A 20,367-nucleotide genomic window follows, 5' to 3' on the forward strand; every position below is an offset into this window, starting at 1 on the left:
GCAGGCCGGGGGACATTCGCGGAGCAAGGCACCCCGTCGGCGGGAGCGCACCCTGAATCAGCGGCGCCACCGAACAAAGGCAAAGGCACCGAACCAGCCTAAGGGAAACCCCGTCCTGCCCCCCACCGGTGCCCTCGGGATACTCCGGAGTCACACGCCGGAATCTCCGAAGCGGGTCCACTCCAAAGGCACGACACCCATGGCAGGCAAAAACTCGCTCCATCCGATCCCGCATCCCGCCAAGAAGCCCTTCGTCGGCAACCTGCTGTCGATCGGCTCCGACTCCCCCGTGCTCGACATGTGGAAGATCGCGCAGGAGCTCGGCGGCATCTACTGGCTCGACATGCCGGGCATGCCGGTGATCGTGGTGTCCTCGCCCGCGCTGGTCGACGAGCTGTGCGAAGAGGCGCGCTTCGACAAGAGCACGCGCGGCGCGCTGCGGCGGCTTCGCGCAGCGTCGCACGGCCTCTTCACCTCCGACACGCACGAGGAAACCTGGTCGAAGCCGCACAACATCCTGCTGGCCAACTTCAGCCAGCGTGCCATGCAGGCCTACCACCCGATGATGCTGGACATCGCGGGCCAGCTGGTCACCAAGTGGGAGCGCCTGAACTTCGACGAAGAGGTGGACGTGGTGCGCGACATGACCGCGCTCACGCTCGACACCATCGGCCTGTGCGGCTTCGGCTACCGCTTCAATTCGTTCTACCGCGAGGGCTTCCATCCTTTTGTCGATGCAATGGTGCGCACGCTGGAGACGGTGCAGAACCGCCGCGGCCTGCCGCTCGAGGAGTTCATGCTCAAGAAGGAGCTCGCGCAGCAGCGCAAGGACATCCGCTTCATGCACAAGATGGTGGAAGACATCATCGAGGAGCGCCGCGCGGGCGGGGCCGACATTGCCACCAAGCCCGACCTGCTGAGCTACATGATCGCGGGCGTCGACAAGAAGAGCGGCGAGAAGCTCACCGACAAGATGATCCGCGACGAGTGCATCGAATTTCTCATCGCGGGGCACGAGACCACCAGCGGCCTGCTCTCGTTCGCGATCTACTTCCTGCTGAAGAACCCCGAGGCGCTGGCCAAGGCGCAGGCCGAGGTCGACAACGTGTTCGGCCCCGACACCTCGCAGAAGCCGACCTATGCGCAGGTCAACCGCCTGCAGTACGTGATGCAGGTGCTGAAGGAGGCGCTGCGCCTGTACCCGACCGCCCCCGCCATCGCGATGCGCGCGAAGGAAGACACGACCATCGGCGGCCAGTACACGATCAAGAAGAAGAACATGGTCATCATGCACGCGCTGGCGCTGCATCGCGACAAGGGCATCTGGGGCGAGGACGCCGACGAATTCAACCCCGACCACTTCAGCCGCGAGGCCGAGCGCGAACGGCCGGTGAATGCCTTCAAGCCCTTCGGCAACGGGCAGCGCGCCTGCATCGGGCGCCAGTTCGCATTGCAGGAAGCGGTGCTCACGCTGGGCATGATCCTGCAGCGCTTCGACCTCGTCGACCACACGGGCTACAAGCTCCGCATCAAGGAGGCGCTCACGATCAAGCCGGAAGGCCTGAAGATCAAGGCGCTGCTGCGCGACCCGGCCACGCGGCCGCGCGGCAACACCGCCGATGCGGCCGCCGCGCCGGTGCAGCCCAGGCAGGCCGCCGCGCGCAAGCCGCAGGCCGCGCGGCACGGCACCTCGCTCCTGGTGCTGCAGGGCTCCAACCTCGGCACGGCCGAAGACCTGGCGCGCCAGCTGGCCGAGGCCGGCGAGCTGCGCGGCTTCTCGACACAGGTGGCCTCGCTCGACGACTACGCCGAGCGGCTGCCGGCCAATGGCGCCGTCGCCATCGTCTGCGCCTCGTACAACGGCGTGGCGCCCGACAACGCGGCCGAGTTCCATCGCTGGCTCGACAAGGCCGACGATTCGCTCAACGGCGTGCGCTTCAGCGTCTTCGGCTGCGGCAACACCGACTGGGCCGCCACCTACCAGGCGGTGCCGCGGCGCATCGACGAGCGGCTGGCGGCGCTCGGCGCCACGCGGGTGCATCCGCGCGGCGAGGGCGATGCGCGCGAGGACATGGACGGCGCCTTCCAGGACTGGAGCGACGCGCTCTGGCCCGAACTGGTGAAGGCCTTCGGCATCCAGTCCGGCGCCGACACGCCCGCCGAGGCCGAGCCGCTCTACACGCTCGAGGAACTGCCGCCGCCGCAGAAGAACGCGCTCGTCGACGCGCTGGGCGCGGTGGCGCTGCGCGTGATCGAGAACCGCGAATTGCAGAAAGATCCCGGCAGCGCCGGCGAAGCGGGCCGCTCCACGCGCCACGTCGAGCTGATGCTGCCCGAGGGCGTGGACTACCGCGCCGGCGACCACCTGAGCGTGGTGCCGCGCAACAGCCCGGCGCAGGTGGAACGCGCGATGGCGCGCTTCGGATTCGACCGCGCCGCGCATGTGCGGCTGCATGCCGACTCAGGCCGCAAGACCGCGCTGCCGGTCGACCAGGTGATTGCGGTCGACCGCCTGCTCGGCGACTATGTCGAGCTGCAGGACGTGGCCACGCGCAAGCAGATCGCCACGCTCGCGGCATACACCGAGTGCCCGGCCACCCGGCCGAAGCTCGCCGCGCTCTCGGGCAGCGACGACGCCTCGCAGGCCGCCTACAAGGCCCAGGTGCTGCACAGGCGCAGGTCGCTGCTCGACCTGCTCGAGGAGCACCGCGCCTGCCAGCTGCCGTTCGCGGTGTTCCTAGAAATGCTATCGCCGCTCTCGCCGCGCTACTACTCGATCTCTTCCTCGCCCACGATGACGCCGGGGCGCTGCAGCGTCACCGTGGGCGTGGTGAGCGCGCCGGCGCTGTCGGGCAAGGGCAGCTTCGAGGGCGTGTGCTCCAACTACCTGGCGCGCGCCGAAGCGGGCGACACGGTGCACGGCGTGATCCGCGAAACCACGGCCGAAGGCTTCCGCCTGCCCGAGGATGCGCAGCGCCCACTCGTCATGATCGGCCCCGGCACCGGCCTTGCGCCGTTCCGCGGCTTCCTGCAGGAGCGCGCGGCACAGGCCGAGCGCGGCCAGGCGCTGGGCGATGCGATGCTGTTCTTCGGCTGCCGCCATCCCGAGCAGGATTTCATCTACGCCGAGGAGCTCGAAGCCTGGTCGCACCGCGGCCTGATGAAGCTGCACACCGCGTTCTCGCGCGCGGGCGAGCGCAAGGTCTATGTGCAGGACCTGATCCGCGAGCAGGGCGCGGCCGTGTGGAAGCTGCTGGAAGCGGGCGGCGTGATCTACGTGTGCGGCGACGGTTCGCGCATGGAGCCCGACGTGCGGCGCACGCTGGCCGACCTGGCGCGGGGGCACGGCCACGACGGCGCGGCATGGATGGACCAGATGATTGCCGACCAGCGCTACGTACTGGACGTCTGGGCGGGAGCGTAGCCCCGCCGCAGCTCAGGCCTTGCGGCTCGGATCGGGATAGACCAGCGGCCCGAGCAGGCCGCGGTTGAAGGGCTTCCACTCGCCCTCCGGCTGCGCCAGCCGATCGGCCAGCGCATAGAGCACCGCCGGATGCGCGCCCAGCCCGAGGTGGCTCGCCACCACCTCGATGTTTTCCGCCTGCGGCCCCGGCTTCTCGAGGCTGCAGCGCCAGGCGACGACGCCGTCGGTGCGGCTGAAGATCGAGGTCGTGGGCACCGGCGGCGTGGGCTGCACGAACTTCATGCGGCGCGGGTCATGCGAGCTCTGGCCGCTCACGCCCTCGTACACGCGCCATGCATTGGTGGCGCGCGGGCTGCCGGAGAACGGGCTGCCCAAGGTGATGACGTTGCGCACCAGCGCCGGCTGCGCCGATGCCAGCAGCCGCGCATAGACGCCGCCCAGGCTCCAGCCGATCACGCTGACCTTCTGGCCGCTCTTTTCAGCGAGCGATTTCAGGAGCGCGAGCATGCCGTCTTCCACGCCTTCGCGCGGGCCGAAGTTGCGGCCCTGGCCCCAGCCGTGCGCGTCGTAGCCGCGGCTGCACAGGTAGCGGCGCAGCACCAGCGTGGAGCCGTCGCCCGCCACGAGGCCGGGCAGCACGAGCACCGGATGCCCGTCGCCGCGCGGCGCGAGCTGCAGCAGCGGCCACATCGCGATGCCGGCGCCCGTTTCCCAGAGTGCGCGCGCCTCGGCCAGCAGCAGCAGGCCGGACGGCGGCGCGATGGGGTCTCGGGTGGCGGTGGTCATGAGGGCGGCTTTCCTTTCTGTTCTTTGTTCTGTGGGACGAGCATGGCGAACCAAAGTTTCACCGCCCCGTCGGACAACAGCGATCTTTATCCGAGGTATTTGCCCCGCAGGTAATCAAGGTAAGCCCTCGATTCGCTGGAAACATACGGGGAAATCAGGGTGAGCGTGTAGAAGGCCGCCAATCCCGGGTCGGCCTGCGCCAGCGCGTCGCGCCCCGGCACCAGGCGTTCGAACGAGAGCCAGCAGGTGGTGGTGAAGACCATCTGCAGGGCGAGGATGCGGGCCTGCTCGGCGCTGGTCTCGATCACGCCCGAGGCCACCAGCCCTTCGCACAGCGCCTGCGCCGCCAGCAGGTTCTGCGCGGTGAGCGCCTGCGCGCGCTGGCCGAGCGCCGGGTATTCGCCGGCCAGGAAGGCCATGTCGCGGTAGATGAAGCGGTACTGGTCGATCGCTTCGAAGCGCAGGTGCAGCGCGAGCCAGAGATCGTCGATGGCGGTGATCGAACCCGCGGAGCCGTCGAGCACTTCGAGCCGCTGCTCGAAGCGCCGGAACAGCCACTCGACGATCAGCTGCTTGGCCTTGAAGTGGTAGTGCAGGTTGCCCGGGCTGATGCCGAGCTCGGCCGCGATCTTGTGCGTGGACACGGCCGGCAGGCCCTGCGCATTGAACAGCGCGAGGCTGGCCTGCAGGATGCGGTCGCGCGTGGTGTTGGAACTGGCCACAACCGGCTGGTGCTGCTGCGTGCGTCGGTGCTTCGCCGGGCTGCCGGCGCTCAGCGCTTGCCGCTGCCGCGCGGGCCGGCGTTCCTGGGCTCGAGTTGCGCGAGGCGTTCGCGCAGCCGAATGACTTCTTCGCGCAGCGCCTGCACCTCTTCCGCGCTGGGCATGCCCAGGCGCTGCAGCGCGGTGGCCACGCGCTGGTCGAACACGTCCTCGAACTTGCGCAGGCCGAAGCTGTCGAGACCCGGAAAGCCGCGGGGAACCGCGGCCTTGGCACCCGCCGCCGGATCGAACCTGGCCTGGCCGATGCCCAGCAGCCCCTCGATCACGTTGGCCTGGCGCTTGGCGACGTCGTCGCGCACATTGCCGAGCACCTTCAGGCCGGCGCGCAGCAGGCCCTCGGCGCCGACGGCCTTCTTGCCCCGCGCGGTGTCCGGTGCGGCAGCAGCCGTTCTCTTCTTCGATACCGCAGCCTTCTTCCCGGCTGCGGGCGCCTTCCTGGCCGCAGGAGTTTTCCTTGCAGGCTTCGCAGGCGCCGCCCTCTTCTTCCTGGAATCGTCCGTCGGATCGGGGTGGGTCGCCATGCGTTGTTGCTCCAGGGTCAGGCCGCCTTGCGGGCGGCGGTGCGGCGAACCGGCTTCTTGGCAGCGGCGGCCTTGGCCTTCACGCTGCGCACGGGCTTGGCTTCTTCGGTGCCGCTCACGCGCACTTCGATCTGCCTGGCACCGGCAGCGACCTTGTCGGCGATCTGCACCGACACGTTGGCGATCGGCTGGTTCAGCGCATTCAGCGTCTTGACCACCGAGGTGACGACGGGCGACTCGACGCGCGCCACGCGGCCGGCCACGGTTTCGATGCCGCTCGTGGTGCCCGCGGCGACGCGGTCCATCACCGAGACGATGCGGCCGGTGTCGATGTCCAGGCGGTTGGCCAGGAAGCCGTTGATCTTTTCCTGCGCGCCGATCAGGTTGGCCTTGACCTGCTCGCTCACCAGCGGAATCTGGCGGCTGCCGAGGAATTCGCTGTAGCGCGACGCGGCGCCGCCGAGCAGGCGATGGACGCCGGCGCGGTAGGCACCCACCAGGGTCTTGCCGGCGTCGTTGTACTGGCCGATGACGTGGATGGCGGCGGAAGAGAAGGAGGCTTGCGTGGTGGTCATGTGGATTTCCTGGAAGTTGATCGGGTCGCTGGGTTCGCGATGAAGTGATCTTCTTCCAGAGTGCCTAGGCCTGGAAAGCTAGAACAGTCGGAAAACTAGTCCAACTGCCCCAATTTTCCGGCCCTCGTGCCTGGCGATCATGCCGCAGCGGCCACCCTGGCGCGCTTGGCGGGCGCCGCGGGCTTGCTGCGCGGCGCGGCCTTGGGTGCGGCTGTCTTGGCCGGTGCCTTCCTGGCGGCGGTCTTGGCGACCGGTGCCTTGGCCGCGGGGGCTTTGGCGGCCGGCGGCTTCTTCGCCGCCGCCTTTTTTGCAACCGGCTTGGGCGCCGCCTTCACGGCGGGCGCCGGCTCGGGAGCCGCCGCTGCCTTCGCGGGCGCCGCGCCCGCCGCCGCGGGATGCGTCTGCGTCAGGCCCAGCAGCAGCTGGTGCTCGGCCAGCATGTAGTCGCCAATCTCGGTGATGTCGGGCACCGCGCGGCGGCAGGCGATGAGGCCGTAGTCCATGCGCCCGTTGTAGCTCTGCACCGTGACGTTGAGGGCGGTGCCGTGGCTCGCGATCGACACCGGGTAGTAGCTGGTGACCAGCGCGCCCGCAAAGTACATCGGGAACGGCGCGCCCGCCACATTGGAGATGGCCACGTTGGCAGCCGGCGGCAGCAGGTTCACGAGGCCCGAGCGGCCCACCATCGAGGCGATGCCCGACACCAGCCAGGGCGCGGCAAAGGTCGGGAAGTCGTCGAGGATCACCGCCTTGAAGCGGTTCATGGTCGACTTCGAACTGGTCGACGACGCGTTGATCGCCTTCAGCCGCTGCACCGGGTCGGTGATGTCGGTGGCCAGGCTCACGAGGATCATGCTGGCCTGGTTGTTGGCCGTGTCGTCGCCCGCTTCGCGCAGGCTCACGGGAACGCCGGCCACCAGCGGCTTGGCGGGCAGCTCGTTGTTGTCGGCCAGGTAGTGGCGCAACGCCCCGGCCACGGTGGCCATCACCACGTCGTTGAGCGACACGCCGAAGTGCTTGGCGATGTGCTTGGTCTCGGCCAGCGAGATGGTGCGGCCGGCAAAGGTGCGCTGGTTGGTGATCGACACGTTCAGCGAGGTGCGCGGCGCAAACAGGTTGAACTTCTTGGGCGCGGTGGCGGCGTCCTTCTCGGCCGCCTTCTCGTCGGGCTTGGCGAGGCCGCCGAGCGCGCGCGCGATGGCCGGCGCCATCTTGAAGAGCTTGACGTACTGCTGCGCCGTGTTGCGCAGCGCCGCGGTCGCAAGCTCGGCCATGCCCAGCTGGTAGCCGCTGCTGCGCGCGCGGGCGCGCGGCGGCTTGACCACGCGGCCCGTGGGCTCGAGGTCGAAGATGGCCTTGCCGAGCGCCACGCCGGCCTGCCCGTCGATGCCCGCATGGTGCACCTTGGTGTAGAGCGCCACCTGGCCGCTCTTCAGGCCGTCGATGATGAAGAACTCCCACATCGGCCGGCTGCGGTCGAGCAAGGTGGAATGCAGCCGCGCCACGTACTGCTGCAGCTGCCGGTTGGTGCCGGGCCTGGGCAGCGTGATGTGGCGCACGTGGTAGTCGAGGTCGATGTCCTCGTCGGCCACCCACACCGGGTTGGTCATGTCGAAGGGCATCAGCGCGAGCTTGCGCGTGAACACGTCGGCCAGGTGGATGCGGCTGGACATGAACTGCTTGGCATCCTCGTAGAAATCGCCCTTGTAGCCCTTGGGCAGGTCGAGCACGTTGAGCGAGCCCACGTGCATCGGCATCTCGGGGGTTTCCAGGTGCAGGAAGGTGGCATCAAGACCGCTCAGGTGTTTCATGTGTCGTGTCTCCTTGTGTGCGCAGGCGCCGTCCGGCAGGATACCCGTGGGAGCCCCGCGCATCGAGGCCAAACGGCCGAACGCGGGTTTGTCACTAGGCCGGCGCGCGGTGCGCTATGAATTCAGTAGCTTCGGCCGACCCTGACGGCAGGCATGCCTTTCTTCACGGCGGATTCGTACACTGCGCCCATGACATCCACCGCTTCCACGCAGACCGACGAGCACCAGTGGCTCGAAGACATCGACGGCGCCGAACAGCTCGAATGGGCGCGCCAGCACAACGCGAAGACCGTGCAGCGCTACGCGCGTTCGCCCGCCTTCGAGCGGATGGAGCAGGGCATCCTCGAAGTGCTCGACTCCGAGGCCCGCATTCCGATGGTGCGCAAGATCGGCCCGCTCTTCTACAACTTCTGGCGCGACAAGAAGAACCCCAAGGGCCTGTGGCGGCGCACCACGCTGGCCGAATACCGCAAGCCCCAGTCCGACTGGGAAACCGTGCTCGACCTCGACGCGCTGGCCGAGGCCGACAAGGAAAACTGGGTCTGGCATGGCGCCGATTGCCTGCAGCCCGGCTACAAGCGCTGCCTCGTCTCGCTCTCGCGCGGCGGCGCCGATGCGAACGTGGTGCGCGAGTTCGACCTCGAGCTCAAGCAGTTCGTCGCGAGCGGCTTCACGCTGCCCGAGGCCAAGAGCAACGTGGCGTGGAAAGACATCGACCACCTCTACGTGGCCACCGATTTCGGCCCCGGCTCGATGACCGGTTCGAGCTACCCGCGCATCGTCAAGGAATGGAAGCGCGGCACGCCGCTGGAAAGCGCGGCCACGGTCTACGAGGGCGGCGAGGACGACATGACGGTCAGCGCCTGGCGCGACAACACGCCGGGCTTCGAGCGCGACTTCGTCTCGCGCCAGATGGACTTCTACGACAGCGAGACCTGGCTGCGCACGGGCGACGGCCGGCTGGTGAAGATCGACGTGCCCGACGACGCCAGCACCGAGGTCACGCGCGAGTGGATGCTGGTCGAGCCGCGCAGCCCCTGGACCGTGGGCGGCACCACCTACAAGCCGGGCTCGCTGCTGGCAATGCGCTTCGACGACTACATGGCCGGCCGGCGCGAGATCACCGTGCTGTTCGAGCCCGACGACACGACCGCGCTCGACGACTATTCGTGGACCCGCCACCACCTGATCCTCAACGTGATGCACGACGTGGTGAACCGGCTCGAAGTGCTCACGCCGCAGGCCGGCTCCAAGGCATGGAAGCGCGAGGGCCTGGGCGGCGCGCCCGAGCTCTCGACCATCGCGGCCGGCGGCGTCGACGAGGACGAGAACGACGACTACTTCCTGACCGTGAGCGGCTTCCTGCAACCGACCACGCTCTACATCGGCACCATCGGCCGGGGCGAGCCCGAGCCGCTGAAGGACAGCCCCGCCTTCTTCGATGCCTCCGGCTATCGCGTGAGCCAGCATTTCGCCACCTCGAAGGACGGCACGCGCGTGCCCTACTTCGAGATTGCGCCCAGGAACCTGCAGGCCGACGGCAGGAACCCCACGCTGCAGTACGCCTACGGCGGCTTCGAGATCTCGCTGCAGCCCAGCTACAGCGGCGCCATCGGCCGCGCATGGCTCGAGCGGGGCGGCGTCTACGTGGTGGCCAACATCCGCGGCGGCGGCGAGTACGGGCCGCGCTGGCACCAGGCCGCGCTGCAGCGCGACCGCCTGCGCACCTGCGAGGACTTCGCCGCGGTTTCGGAGCACCTCGTCGCGCGCAACATCACTTCGCCGCCGCACCTGGGCGCCATGGGCGGCAGCAACGGCGGGCTGCTGATGGGCAACATGCTCACGCTGTATCCCACGCTCTACGGCGCCATCGTGAGCGAGGTGGCGCTGCTCGACATGAAGCGCTACACGCATCTGTCGGCCGGCGCCTCGTGGATTGCCGAATACGGCGACCCGGACGATCCGGAAGAATGGGCCTGGATCCAGGCCTTCTCGCCCTACGAGAACGCGAAGAAAGGCCAGCCCTATCCGCCGGCGCTCTTCACCACGTCGACGCGCGACGACCGCGTGGGCCCGGTGCATGCGCGCAAGATGCATGCGAAGCTGGCCGCCATGGGCTACGACAGCAGCTTCTACGAGAACATCGAAGGCGGCCACAGCGCGGCCACCGACAACAAGGAGGCCGCCTTCATGGACGCCCTGGGCTACGCCTACCTGTGGGAGCACATCGGACGGACATCCGCATGAGCAACGACAACGGCACCACCCTCGAACTGATCGGCGCGCCCACCGACGTCGGCGCCAGCGTGCGCGGCGCCGGCATGGGCCCCGATGCGCTGCGCGTGGCCGGGCTGCCGGAGGCGCTCGCGCGGCAGGGCTTCACCGTGATCGACCGCGGCAACCTCGCGGGCCCCGCCACGCCGTGGACCGCGCCGGCCAACGGCCTGCGCCACCTCGACGAGGTGATTGCCTGGAACCGCTCCGTCTACGCCGCCGTCGACACCGCCCTGGGCACCGGCCACGTGCCGCTCATGATGGGCGGCGACCACTGCCTGGCCATCGGCTCGATCAGCGCCGTGGCCTGGCATGTGCGCAAGCGCGGCAAGAAGCTGCGCGTGCTGTGGCTCGATGCGCACTCCGACGTCAACACCGAAACCACCAGCCCGAGCGGCAACCTGCACGGCATGCCCGTGTCCTGCCTGCTGGGCCACGGGCCCGCGGCGCTCACCGGCTGGAGCGGCGAGCGCGCGGCGCTGGAGCACGATGCCATCCGCTTCATCGGCATCCGCAGCGTCGACGCGGACGAGAAGGACGCCATCCGCACACTCGGCCTGCATGTGTTCGACATGCGCCACATCGACGAGCACGGCATGCGCACCACCATGACCGAGGCGCTGCAGGACGTGGACGAAGACACCCACCTGCACGTGAGCTTCGACCTGGATTGCCTCGACCCGAACATCGCGCCCGGCGTGGGCACCGGCGTGCGCGGCGGCCCGACCTACCGCGAGATGCAGCTGTGCATGGAAATGGTCGCCGACACCCGCCGCCTCGGCTCGGTCGACGTGGTGGAGCTGAACCCCGCGCTCGACGTGCGCAACCAGACCGCCGAAGTGGCGGTGGAGCTGATCGAGAGCCTGTTCGGAAAGTCGACGCTGGTGCGCTGAGCGGTTTCAGGCCGCGGATGCCGCGGATGCCGCTGCCGCCACACAGCGCTGCATGCGCTGCAGGTCTTCGAGCAGCAGGCACACCGGTGCCGCCAGCAGCAGCAAGGCGGACGAGGCGCCCGGCGACTCATGCCGGCGTGCGAGCTGCGCAAGCTTGGCAAGATCAGGCACGCCCTGGCCATCGAGCGCATCGGCCATGGCGGCGAGCGCGGCGGCCGCGGCCCGGGCGGTGTCCTGCCACGCTGCGCCGCCAGCCGGCATGCGGCGCAGCATGCGTTCGAGCACGGTGGCGTCCTGGAAGATCCGCGCCGCGAGCCGCGCCTTGCTGCGGCAGGACTGCGCCGCCGGCACGGCAGCGCCGCGGCGCCACCAGCGGGCTTCCAGGTCGGCACTGCCCGCGAGCAGCGCCAGCCGGGCGAGCGCCGCGCGCGCGGCGGCATTGGCACGCTCGGCCTCGGACTCGGCAGGCAGCCCGGCAGCGTCGCCCGGGCCGAGTGCGGCCAGCGTGGCCAGGCGCTTCGCCATGCCGCGCAGCAACGCGGCACAACCCGCATCGAAGCGCGGACCCGCGCGGTACTCCGACGCGACGAGCGCCACCGCCAGCGCCACGCCCACCCCGATGCCGATTTGCAGCATGCGCAGCAGCGCCACGTCGAGCGCCGAGTGGCCGGGGATGGCGCCGGCCGAAAGAATGAGCAGCGCGGCCACCGGCGCGCTGCGAAAACCCGGCAGCGCGGCGCCGGCAAAGGCCAGCAGCATCACGGTGGCCAGCGTGGTCGCGAGCACCGGCGCGCCCCGGTGCTGCAGGTAGACCCCCGCGAGTCCGCAGAGCGCGCCGGCGGCCGTGCCGCGCAGGCGCTCCCAGCCCGCGCCGAGCGTGCCGCCGGCGCTCGGCCGCATGACGATCAGCACGCTCATCACGGCCCAGAAGCTCTCGGGCAGCCGCATCGCCACGGCCACCAACCATGCCAGCGCCACCGCGGCCGCCAGCTGCGCGCCCGCGCGCCAGCGGCCCTCGCGCCAGAAGCCGCCGATGCGCTGCAGGGCCGGTGCCATCGGCATCATCGCGGCCGCGCCGCGCCCGTCGAGGACTCGCCGCCCTCTTCGAGTGCGCCGGCGATGCGGTCGAGCAGCCCGCAGGCCTGCAACAGCAGCGCGCGCTGTTCGGCGCCCAGTGTGGCGCCGATGGCGCGGGCCAGGGCGGCCTCGCGCGAGCGCATCAGCGCCTTGAGCCGGCGCAGGCCCTCGGGCGTGAGCGACAGCAGCCACTGGCGCCCGTCGGTGGCATGCGGCGCGCGGCCGATCCAGCCCTCGGCTTCCAGTTCGGCCAGCAGCCGGGTCAGCGATTGGAGCTTGACGCGTTCATGCGCCGCGAGCGCGGTGGGCGTGCACGGCCCGTGCCGGTGCAGCTGGCCCAGCACGCTGAGCTTGGCCACGCTCGGGCCGTCGGGCGCGGCCGGGCCGCTGCGCAGCTGGCGCGAGAACTGCGACACCGCGGTGCGCAGGCGCGCGGCGCACTGCAGCGCGTCGGCGGAGTCGAGGTTGGAAGCCATGCCAGATTGTAAGACGCATCTTGCTATCTGGCGCGGCGGCCGCAGGACGCTCAGCCCGGATTCGGCACCGGCTTCACGGGAAAGGTGGTGGCCGGCGCCGCAGGGTTCAGCGGCGCGGCGGGCCGCGGCGCCTCGGGCGCCACGCTCGGCACGTCGGGCTCTTCGCCGCCCTGGCCTTCGAGAAAACGGTCGAGCAGCGCGAAGAAGCGGTCGTAGAACAGCTCGTCGGTGAGCGTTTCGCTGGCCACCTTGACCATCGCGTCGTCGCTGCCGGCAAAGGGCAGCGAGAGCGAGCCGAAGGCGCCCACGCCCACGCTGGCCGAGTTGTTGACCTTCTTGATGCCGTAGCGGTCCTGCAGCGCGGTCGCGAAGGCCACGGTGCTGCGCTTGCCGGCCTTGCCGCCCTCGCGTGCGCACACCACGCGGAACTCGACCTCCACATGCACCTCGGACGCCGGCTGGAAGCTCTTGCGCCCGGTCACCAGGTCGGCGTTGGCCGCGCTGATCATGTAGCCCTGGCTCAGCAGCGCACGGCGCGCGGCTTCGCAGGTCTGGGCTTCGGTGGCGGCGTAGGTGCGCGTGTGGGTGGTGGTGGAGTCGAACTCCTCGGTCTCGTACGACACGCGGCGCGTGCCGCCATTGCTGCCGCAGCCGGCGAGCACCAGCAGGGACGCGAGGCCGAGGACCAGAACGGGCGTGCGAAGGACGGAAAGAACCGAAGTGGAAAGGGGAGGCATGGTCATGGAGCGGCGAATCCTAACCGGCGTGTCCGCCGGCGAAGCTTCGAGCATGCCCGGGCGCCGGTGTTCCCCGGCGGCGCGAATTTTCAGGACCAGTGCAGCACGTGGTGCGCCCGTCCGCGCGTGGCGGCAATCAGGCGTGCGTTGGGTGCATCGGTGCCGGCCACCCAGTCGCGCGCGGCCTCGGCGCTGCGGCCGAACTGCTGGTGGCGCTTCAGCAGGCGCTCTTCGCGCACGGCGTCGTCGATGTCGACGTACCAGGCCTCATCGAGCATGGCCGCCGCGCCGGCCCAGGGACCGTCGTCGTGCAGAAGATAGTTGCCCTCGGTGATGACCAATTGGGTCTGCGGCAGCACCGCGATGGCGCCGGCGATCGGCTCCTCGATCTCGCGGCGGAATTCGGGCGCGTAGACGATCGGGTCGTGCGGCCCCTGCATGCGAAGCCGCTGCAGCAGCGCCACGTAGCCGGCGCTGTCGAAGGTGTCGGGGGCGCCCTTGCGGCCGGCGCGGCCGAGCCGCTGCAGCTCGACGTTGGCCAGGTGGAAGCCATCCATCGGCACGACCTGCGCGCGCCCGGCGCCCACGGCCCGCAGCAGCGCCAGCGCAAGCGTGGACTTGCCCGCGCCGGGTGCGCCGACCAGCCCCAGCAGCTTGCGCCGGCCGTCGGCCATCAGGGCCTGCAGGCGGGCGAGGGCGTCGGCGGGAATGGACGGAAGTTGTTGCTCGGGAGAGATGCTCATCCCCCGAGCGTACAACCTTGGCTTCAGCGGATCAGGGGTACAAACCGCGTTCCTGGCGGGCCATCAGGATGCGCTCGCAGGCCACCGCGTAGGTCGCCGTGCGCAGCGTGATCTTGTGCCTGTCGGCCGTGTCCCAGATCTGGTTGAGAGCCTTCATCATGATGCGGTCCAGGCGCACGTTGATCTCGTCCTCGTCCCAAAAGAAGGACGAGAAGTCCTGCACCCATTCGAAGTACGAAACCGTCACGCCGCCGGCGTTGCAGATCACGTCGGGCACCACCAGCACGCCGCGCTCGGCCAGGATGTCGTCGGCCGTGGGCACCGTGGGGCCGTTGGCGCCTTCGAGCACCAGCTTGGCGCTGGTCTTCTGTGCGCGTTCGGCGGTGATCTGGCCTTCGAGCGCCGCGGGAATCAGGATGTCGCAGGCCACGTCCCAGAAGGCTTCGTTGGGCACCACGTCGCCGCCCTTGAAGGCGACGACGCCTTCCTTGTTGGCCACCGGGATCAGCGTCGCAAGGTCGAGGCCGTTGCTGTTGACGATGGTGCCGGTGTGGTCCTGCACCGCGACGATCTTGGCACCCGCCTCGGCAAAGAGTTCGGCCGCGACCGAGCCCACGTTGCCGAAACCCTGCACCGCGATGCGCGCGCCGCGCAGGTCCAGGCCCAGGCGGCGCGCCGCTTCGCGGCCGGTGACGAACACGCCGCGGCCGGTGGCCTTGACGCGGCCCAGCGAGCCGCCCAGGTGCAGCGGCTTGCCCGTGACCACGCCGGTGGCGGTGCCGCCGACGTTCATGGAGTAGGTGTCCATCATCCACGCCATGATCTGGGCGTTGGTGTTGACGTCGGGCGCGGGAATGTCGGTGTGCGGGCCGATGATGATGCCGATCTCGCTGGTGTAGCGGCGCGTGACCTTCTCCAGCTCCTGCAGCGAAAGCTTCTTCGGGTCGACGCGGATGCCGCCCTTGGCGCCGCCGTACGGCAGGTTGACGGCGGCGGTCTTGATGGTCATCCAGGCCGACAGCGCCATCACTTCTTCCAGCGTGACGTCGGGGTGGAAGCGCACGCCGCCCTTGCCCGGGCCGCGGCTCATGTTGTGCTGCACGCGGTAGCCCTCGAAGTGGGCGATGGTGCCGTCGTCCATCTCGATCGGCACGTCCACGATCAGCGCGCGCTTGGGGCGCTTGAGCGTCTCGACCCAGCGGGCCAGCGGGCCGAGGTAGGGCACCACGCGGTCGACCTGCGAAAGGTAGGTGCCCCAGGGGCTGTTGGCGGTCGGATTGACGAAGGAGAGCTTTTCACTCATGGGAGATCCCTTGGTTGGAATGGATGGCCGCAACGATAGACCTCTCGCGCCCGCCGCGCCATGTCTTATGCGCGCCGCGATGGCGGTTATGCAAGAGAGGTTTGGCCGAACATGACAAAACGGTCATCGCCGGGTCATCGGCCCCCGAGCTGCGGTTCCTAGAGTGGGGGCTGCCAACCACCGATCGAAAGGACCGATTCCATGACCCGCTCTTGCACCCGCCTCCTGGCCACGGCCGCCGTCTCGTCGCTGCTGGGCCTGGCCGCCGCGCCGAGCCTTGCCGGCAACTATGCGGAGGGCGATCCGCGGCCCGTTCCGTTCGCCTCCTCCACCACGCGCGCCGCCGTCTCGGCCGACGCGCGGCAGTGGCTCGCTACCGCGCCCACGCAAGGCTATGCCGAAGGTTCGCCGCAGCCCGAGCCGCGGGTGTCGCCCAACAGCCGCGCGGCCGTGGCGGCGGACACGCAGCTGTGGATCCGCTCGGGCCTGGCCGCGCGGCAGAACGGCGAAGCGGGCGCCGATCCGTCGAGCCCCGCCTACCGGCAGGCGGCCGCCGAATATGCGCGGCTGCGCACCAGCCCGGCCTACGGCGCGCTGATCGACCAGTTCAACAGCCGGTCATCTTCCGCACGCGCCGAAGAAGACGGCCATTCCCTGCGTTGAGGAAAGAAGACGAACGGCGCCCTCAGGCCACCGCGCTCAGCAGCGCCGCGTTGCCGCCGGCTGCCGTGGTGTTGACCGTGACCGTCTGCTCGGCACAGAAGCGGTAAAGGTAGTGCGGCCCGCCGGCCTTGGGGCCGGTGCCGCTCAGCCCCTCGCCGCCGAAGGGCTGCACGCCGACCACCGCGCCGATGATGTTGCGGTTCACGTAGATGTTGCCCACGTGCGCCCGCGCCGCGAGCGCCTGCGCGCGCGAGTCGATGCGGGTCTGGATGCCGAGCGTGAGGCCGTAGCCGAGCGCGTTGATGCGATCGATCACCTCGGCGGGATCGCTCAGCGCGCCCTGGCCCCAGCGCGCGATCTGCAGCACCGGCCCGAAGATCTCGCTGGTCACGCTGTCGATCGAGGGCACCTCGTAGGCCTGCGGCGCGATCAGGTTGCCTTCGGCTGAAGAAGAAGCCGGCGCGAGCAGCCGCTTCGCCTCCGAATCCAGGCGCTTCAGATGGCGCCGGATGTTGTCGGCCGCCTCGCCGTCGATCACCGGCCCCACGTCGGTCGAAAGCAGCGCCGGGTCGCCGGCGGCCAGCTCCCCGGCCGCGCCGCGGATCATCTCGATCACCGCATCGGCGATGCCCTCGTGCAGCACCAGGAGGCGCAAGGCCGAGCAGCGCTGGCCGGCCGAACGGAATGCGCTCTGCACCACGGCGTCGACCACCTGCTCGGGCAGCGCGCTCGAATCGACCAGCATCGCGTTGATGCCGCCGGTCTCGGCGATCAGCGGCACGATCGGGCCGTCCTTGGCGGCAAGCGCGCGGTGGATGATGCGCGCCACCTGGGTCGAACCGGTGAACACCACGCCCGCCACGCCCGGCGCCGCCACCAGCGCGGCGCCCACGGTTTCGCCGGGCCCGTGCAGCAGCTGCAGCGCATCGGCCGGCACGCCCGCGGCATGCAGCAGCTTCACGGCTTCGAGCGCGATCGCCGGGGTCTGTTCGGCCGGCTTGGCCAGCACCGTATTGCCGGTGGCGAGCGCGGCCGCCACCTGGCCCGCGAAGATCGCGAGCGGAAAATTCCACGGGCTGATGCACACCCAGGGACCGCGCGCCGTGAGCCGCAGTTCGTTGCTCTCGCCCGTCGGGCCGGGCAGCGCCACGGGCTGCATGATGCGTTCGGCCTCGTCGGCGTAGTAGCGCAGGAAGTCGACAGCTTCGCGCACTTCGGCCACCGCGTCGCCCCAGGTCTTGAAGGCCTCCTTGACCAACAGCGCGCAGAAGCGCGGCAGCTCGCGCTGCAGCGCGTCGGCGGCCTGGCGCAGCATGGCGGCGCGCGCCTCGACCGGCGTCTTGCGCCAGCTGCGGAAAGCGGCGGCGCTGGCGGCCACGGCCTTGGGCGCGCTCGCGGCATCGAACAGTTCGACATGGGGCACCGCGGTGGTCTCCAGCGCCGCGAGCAAGGGCGCGCGCATCGGCTCGACGGCAAGGTCGATGCCTTCGCTGTTGCGCCGTGCCGGCGCCGGGCCGTAGAGCGCGGGCGGCAGCGGCAGGGCGGGGTTCGCCTCTTCGAGCCAGAGCGGCGACATCAGCAGCTCGCCGATGTCCACCTGCTCGTCGCCGAGCTGGTTCACGAACGAGGAGTTGGCGCCGTTTTCGAGCAGGCGCCGCACGAGGTAGGCGAGCAGGTCCTTGTGCTGGCCCACCGGGGCGTACACGCGCACCGGCGCGTCGGTGCTCTTCATCACTTCGCGGTAGACGCCCTCGCCCATGCCATGCAGGCGCTGCAGCTCGAAGGGCGCACCGGCCGCCTCGGCCATCTGCAGGATGGCCGCGATGGTGCCCGCGTTGTGGGTGGCGAACTGCGGATAGACCGCATCGGGCGCCGACAGCAGCGCGCGCGCGCAGGCCAGGTAGCTGACGTCGCTGTGGTGCTTGTGCGTGAAGACCGGGTAGTGCGGCAGGCCGAGCTCCTGGGCCCGCTTGATCTCGGCGTCCCAGTAGGCGCCCTTCACGAGGCGGCACATCAGCCGCAGCTTGTGCCGGCGCGCCACCGCCGTGACGTGCGCAATCAGTTCGAGCGCGCGTGTCTGGTAGGCCTGCAGCGCCAGGCCGAAGCCGCGCCATTGCGGCCGTTCGGCGGCCACGCGCGCGGCCAGCGCCTCGAACACGTCGAGCGACAGCTCGAGCCGGTCGACCTCTTCGGCATCGATGGTGAGGTTGAGGCCGGCATCGGCCGCCAGTTCGCACAGCTGCCACACGCGCGGCACCAGCTCGCGCATCACGCGCTCGCGCTGCGCGTCCTCGTAGCGCGGATGCAGCGCGCTGAGCTTGATGGAGATGCCGTCGTTGTGCTCGGGCCCGCGCGCCGCATCGGCACCGGCCGCAATGGCGCCGATGGCTTGCGTGTAGCTCTCGAGGTAGCGCAGCGCATCGGCATCGGTGCGCGCGCCTTCGCCGAGCATGTCGTAGCTGAAGCGCAGCGCGCCCTGCCGGCGGTGCGCCGAGCGGGCCTCGTCCATGGCCTCGGCGATGGTCTGTCCGAGCACGAACTGGCGCCCCAGCAACTGCACCGCGCGCAAAGTGGCGGCCACCACCGTGCGGGAGCCGAGCTTGGCCATGAGGCCGGGCGGATGGTCGCCTTCGGGCAGGAATTTCTTCGACATCGCGATGGCGGCGGACGACAGCCGCGACAGCGTGGAATCGGCCGTGCCCTCGAAATCGGCCCGGCCCAACTGGTCGGCCGTGAGCGCGATGGCCGTGGCGGCGTCGGGCACGCGAAGCAGCGCCTCGGCCAGGCGCATCAGCGCAAGGCCCTCGGCGCTGGAGATCGGGTATTCGCGCAGCAGGCTTTCCATGGCCCAGAACGGCGGCGGATGGCGGCGCACCGCCTCCACCCAGGGCGTGGCGGCGGCAGCCGCGGCGCGCCAGTCGAGCGCGCCTTCGAGCGAGGCAAGCCGGTGCGAGACGACATCGGCTTCAGGGCGGTAAGGGATGGGCAGGTGCATGGCAGTTCCTTGGTTCTATCCCCTATAGTCTTTGGATATAGACCGAATCTTTTGCCAAAAAATACGGAGCCGGCCGGATAATTCACCAATGCTCGACCTGGATCTGGATCGCATCGACCTTCGGCTGCTGAAGATTCTTCAGGAAGACGGCCGCATCACCAACCTCAAGCTGGCCGAGTTGGTGGCGCTCTCGCCCACCGCCGTGCTGGCGCGGGTGCAGCGGCTCACGCGCGAGGGTTTCATCCAGGGCTACGAGGCGCGGCTCGATCCGCACAAGCTCGGGCGCGGGCTCACGGTGTTCGTCGAGATCCTGCTCGACCGCACCACGCCCAACGTGTTCGAGCAGTTCAAGGCCGCGGTGCAGGTGCGCGACGAGATCATGGAATGCCACATGGTTGCGGGCGGCTTCGACTACCTGCTCAAGACCCGCATGGCCGACATGGCGGCCTACCGCGAATTCGCGGGCACGGTGCTGTGGCAACTGCCGGGCGTGCGCGAAACCCGCACCTACGCGGTGATGGAAGAAATCAAGAGCAGCGCGCGGCTGCCGCTGGCCGTCTAGCGCCCGTCAGGCGGCCTTGGGCCGGCCGCCGAAGATGGCGGTGCCGATGCGCACCATCGTGCTGCCGGCGCTCACGGCCGCTTCCAAGTCGGCGCTCATGCCGAGCGACAGGGTGTCGAGTTCGATGCCGGCGTCACGCATCGCGTCGTACACCGCCCGGGCGCGCAGGCACAGTTCGCGCTGCGCGGCGAAATCCGGCGCCGGTTCTGGAATGGCCATGAGCCCGCGCAGCCGCAAATGTGGCAATGCCGCCACAGCACGCGCGAGCGGCAGCGCCTCTTCGGGCGGCACGCCGGACTTGTTGGCGCCGCCGTCCACATTGACCTGCAGGCACACCTGGAGCGGCAGCAGATGCGCCGGCCGCTGCGCCGAAAGGCGCTCGGCGATCTTGATCCGGTCGATGCCGTGCACCCAGTCGAAATGCTCGGCCACGGGCCGCGTCTTGTTGCTCTGCAGAGGGCCGATGCAGTGCCATTCGAGCTCCGCGCGCAGGTCCGACAGCGCGGAGATCTTGTCCAGCCCCTCCTGCACGTAGTTCTCGCCGAAGGCCCGCTGGCCCGCCGCATGGGCCTCGCGCACGGCCTCGGGCCCGAAGGTCTTGGACACCGCCAGCAGCCGGACTTCGGCCGGGTTGCGCCCATGTTCGGCACAGGCCTTTGCGATCCGGTTCTTTACTTGCTGGAGGTCGTCGCCAATCATCGTCATAATCTTCCAAAATCGTATCAAAACGTCACCGAACTCGAGC

Annotated in this window: 17 protein-coding genes; 5 read left to right on the forward strand and 12 right to left on the reverse strand. The window is 69.7% G+C overall.

Annotated features, from left to right (window positions below):
• The first annotated feature begins 199 nt into the window (after positions 1 to 199).
• Entirely contained in the window at positions 200 to 3,424 is a 3,225-nt protein-coding gene (locus ACAM58_RS23840) for a bifunctional cytochrome P450/NADPH--P450 reductase (protein ID WP_369663685.1), read from the forward strand.
• 12 nt (positions 3,425 to 3,436) lie between these two features.
• Here the strand turns inward: ACAM58_RS23840 and ACAM58_RS23845 are convergent, their stop codons facing one another.
• From ACAM58_RS23845 to ACAM58_RS23865, 5 genes are all read right to left on the reverse strand, one after another.
• Complete coding sequence (locus ACAM58_RS23845) at positions 3,437 to 4,210, reverse strand: triacylglycerol lipase (RefSeq protein ID WP_015867558.1); 774 nt, start codon at positions 4,208 to 4,210, stop codon at positions 3,437 to 3,439.
• An 86-nt stretch (positions 4,211 to 4,296) separates the two neighbouring features.
• On the reverse strand, positions 4,297 to 4,932 hold the full coding sequence (locus ACAM58_RS23850) for a TetR/AcrR family transcriptional regulator (RefSeq protein ID WP_307595580.1): 636 nt from the start codon (positions 4,930 to 4,932) through the stop codon (positions 4,297 to 4,299).
• 50 nt (positions 4,933 to 4,982) lie between these two features.
• The gene (locus tag ACAM58_RS23855; protein WP_307595579.1) at positions 4,983 to 5,513 is read right to left on the reverse strand and encodes a phasin family protein; all 531 of its coding nucleotides are present in this window, start codon (positions 5,511 to 5,513) and stop codon (positions 4,983 to 4,985) included.
• A gap of 17 nt (positions 5,514 to 5,530) precedes the next feature.
• Positions 5,531 to 6,088, reverse strand: a complete 558-nt coding sequence (locus tag ACAM58_RS23860) for a hypothetical protein (protein ID WP_062364305.1) — start codon at positions 6,086 to 6,088, stop codon at positions 5,531 to 5,533.
• Between the two features lie 137 nt (positions 6,089 to 6,225).
• A complete protein-coding gene (locus tag ACAM58_RS23865) occupies positions 6,226 to 7,899 on the reverse strand; it encodes a wax ester/triacylglycerol synthase family O-acyltransferase (RefSeq protein WP_369663686.1) in 1,674 nt (557 codons plus the stop codon).
• Between the two features lie 153 nt (positions 7,900 to 8,052).
• Here ACAM58_RS23865 and ACAM58_RS23870 point away from each other — a divergent pair, with 153 nt between their 5' ends.
• A complete protein-coding gene (locus ACAM58_RS23870) occupies positions 8,053 to 10,146 on the forward strand; it encodes a prolyl oligopeptidase family protein (RefSeq protein ID WP_369663687.1) in 2,094 nt (697 codons plus the stop codon).
• On the forward strand, positions 10,143 to 11,066 hold the full coding sequence (rocF, locus tag ACAM58_RS23875) for an arginase (protein ID WP_015867564.1): 924 nt from the start codon (positions 10,143 to 10,145) through the stop codon (positions 11,064 to 11,066). Before ACAM58_RS23870 ends, rocF begins: the two co-directional genes overlap by 4 nt.
• A 6-nt stretch (positions 11,067 to 11,072) precedes the next feature.
• On the opposite strand, the gene ACAM58_RS23880 is transcribed toward rocF, so the two are convergent.
• The 5 genes from ACAM58_RS23880 to ACAM58_RS23900 form a co-directional block, all read right to left on the reverse strand.
• Positions 11,073 to 12,122, reverse strand: a complete 1,050-nt coding sequence (locus ACAM58_RS23880; protein WP_244883464.1) for an aromatic acid exporter family protein — start codon at positions 12,120 to 12,122, stop codon at positions 11,073 to 11,075.
• Positions 12,123 to 12,127: 5 nt separating this feature from the next.
• Complete coding sequence (locus ACAM58_RS23885) at positions 12,128 to 12,619, reverse strand: MarR family winged helix-turn-helix transcriptional regulator (RefSeq protein WP_018906600.1); 492 nt, start codon at positions 12,617 to 12,619, stop codon at positions 12,128 to 12,130.
• 50 nt (positions 12,620 to 12,669) lie between these two features.
• Positions 12,670 to 13,362 carry a DUF2242 domain-containing protein gene (locus ACAM58_RS23890; protein WP_155736568.1) on the reverse strand — a complete coding sequence of 231 codons (693 nt, stop codon included), beginning with the start codon at positions 13,360 to 13,362 and terminating at the stop codon, positions 12,670 to 12,672.
• Positions 13,363 to 13,445: 83 nt separating this feature from the next.
• On the reverse strand, positions 13,446 to 14,099 hold the full coding sequence (locus tag ACAM58_RS23895; protein ID WP_369663688.1) for a nucleoside/nucleotide kinase family protein: 654 nt from the start codon (positions 14,097 to 14,099) through the stop codon (positions 13,446 to 13,448).
• Between the two features lie 31 nt (positions 14,100 to 14,130).
• A complete protein-coding gene (locus ACAM58_RS23900) occupies positions 14,131 to 15,402 on the reverse strand; it encodes a Glu/Leu/Phe/Val dehydrogenase (protein WP_015867569.1) in 1,272 nt (423 codons plus the stop codon).
• A gap of 201 nt (positions 15,403 to 15,603) precedes the next feature.
• Here ACAM58_RS23900 and ACAM58_RS23905 point away from each other — a divergent pair, with 201 nt between their 5' ends.
• A complete protein-coding gene (locus tag ACAM58_RS23905; protein WP_369663689.1) occupies positions 15,604 to 16,065 on the forward strand; it encodes a hypothetical protein in 462 nt (153 codons plus the stop codon).
• Between the two features lie 22 nt (positions 16,066 to 16,087).
• Here ACAM58_RS23905 and ACAM58_RS23910 read toward each other — a convergent pair whose 3' ends face one another.
• Complete coding sequence (locus ACAM58_RS23910) at positions 16,088 to 19,060, reverse strand: L-glutamate gamma-semialdehyde dehydrogenase (RefSeq protein WP_369663690.1); 2,973 nt, start codon at positions 19,058 to 19,060, stop codon at positions 16,088 to 16,090.
• 88 nt (positions 19,061 to 19,148) lie between these two features.
• Here ACAM58_RS23910 and ACAM58_RS23915 point away from each other — a divergent pair, with 88 nt between their 5' ends.
• Positions 19,149 to 19,622 (forward strand): Lrp/AsnC ligand binding domain-containing protein, encoded by a 474-nt coding sequence (locus ACAM58_RS23915; RefSeq protein ID WP_018906595.1) that lies wholly within the window; start codon positions 19,149 to 19,151, stop codon positions 19,620 to 19,622.
• 6 nt (positions 19,623 to 19,628) lie between these two features.
• Here the strand turns inward: ACAM58_RS23915 and ACAM58_RS23920 are convergent, their stop codons facing one another.
• Positions 19,629 to 20,327 carry a YggS family pyridoxal phosphate-dependent enzyme gene (locus ACAM58_RS23920; RefSeq protein ID WP_018906594.1) on the reverse strand — a complete coding sequence of 233 codons (699 nt, stop codon included), beginning with the start codon at positions 20,325 to 20,327 and terminating at the stop codon, positions 19,629 to 19,631.
• Between the last annotated feature and the right edge of the window lie 40 nt (positions 20,328 to 20,367).

The organism is Variovorax sp. V116 (assembly GCF_041154435.1).
GTDB lineage: Bacteria > Pseudomonadota > Gammaproteobacteria > Burkholderiales > Burkholderiaceae_C > Variovorax > Variovorax paradoxus.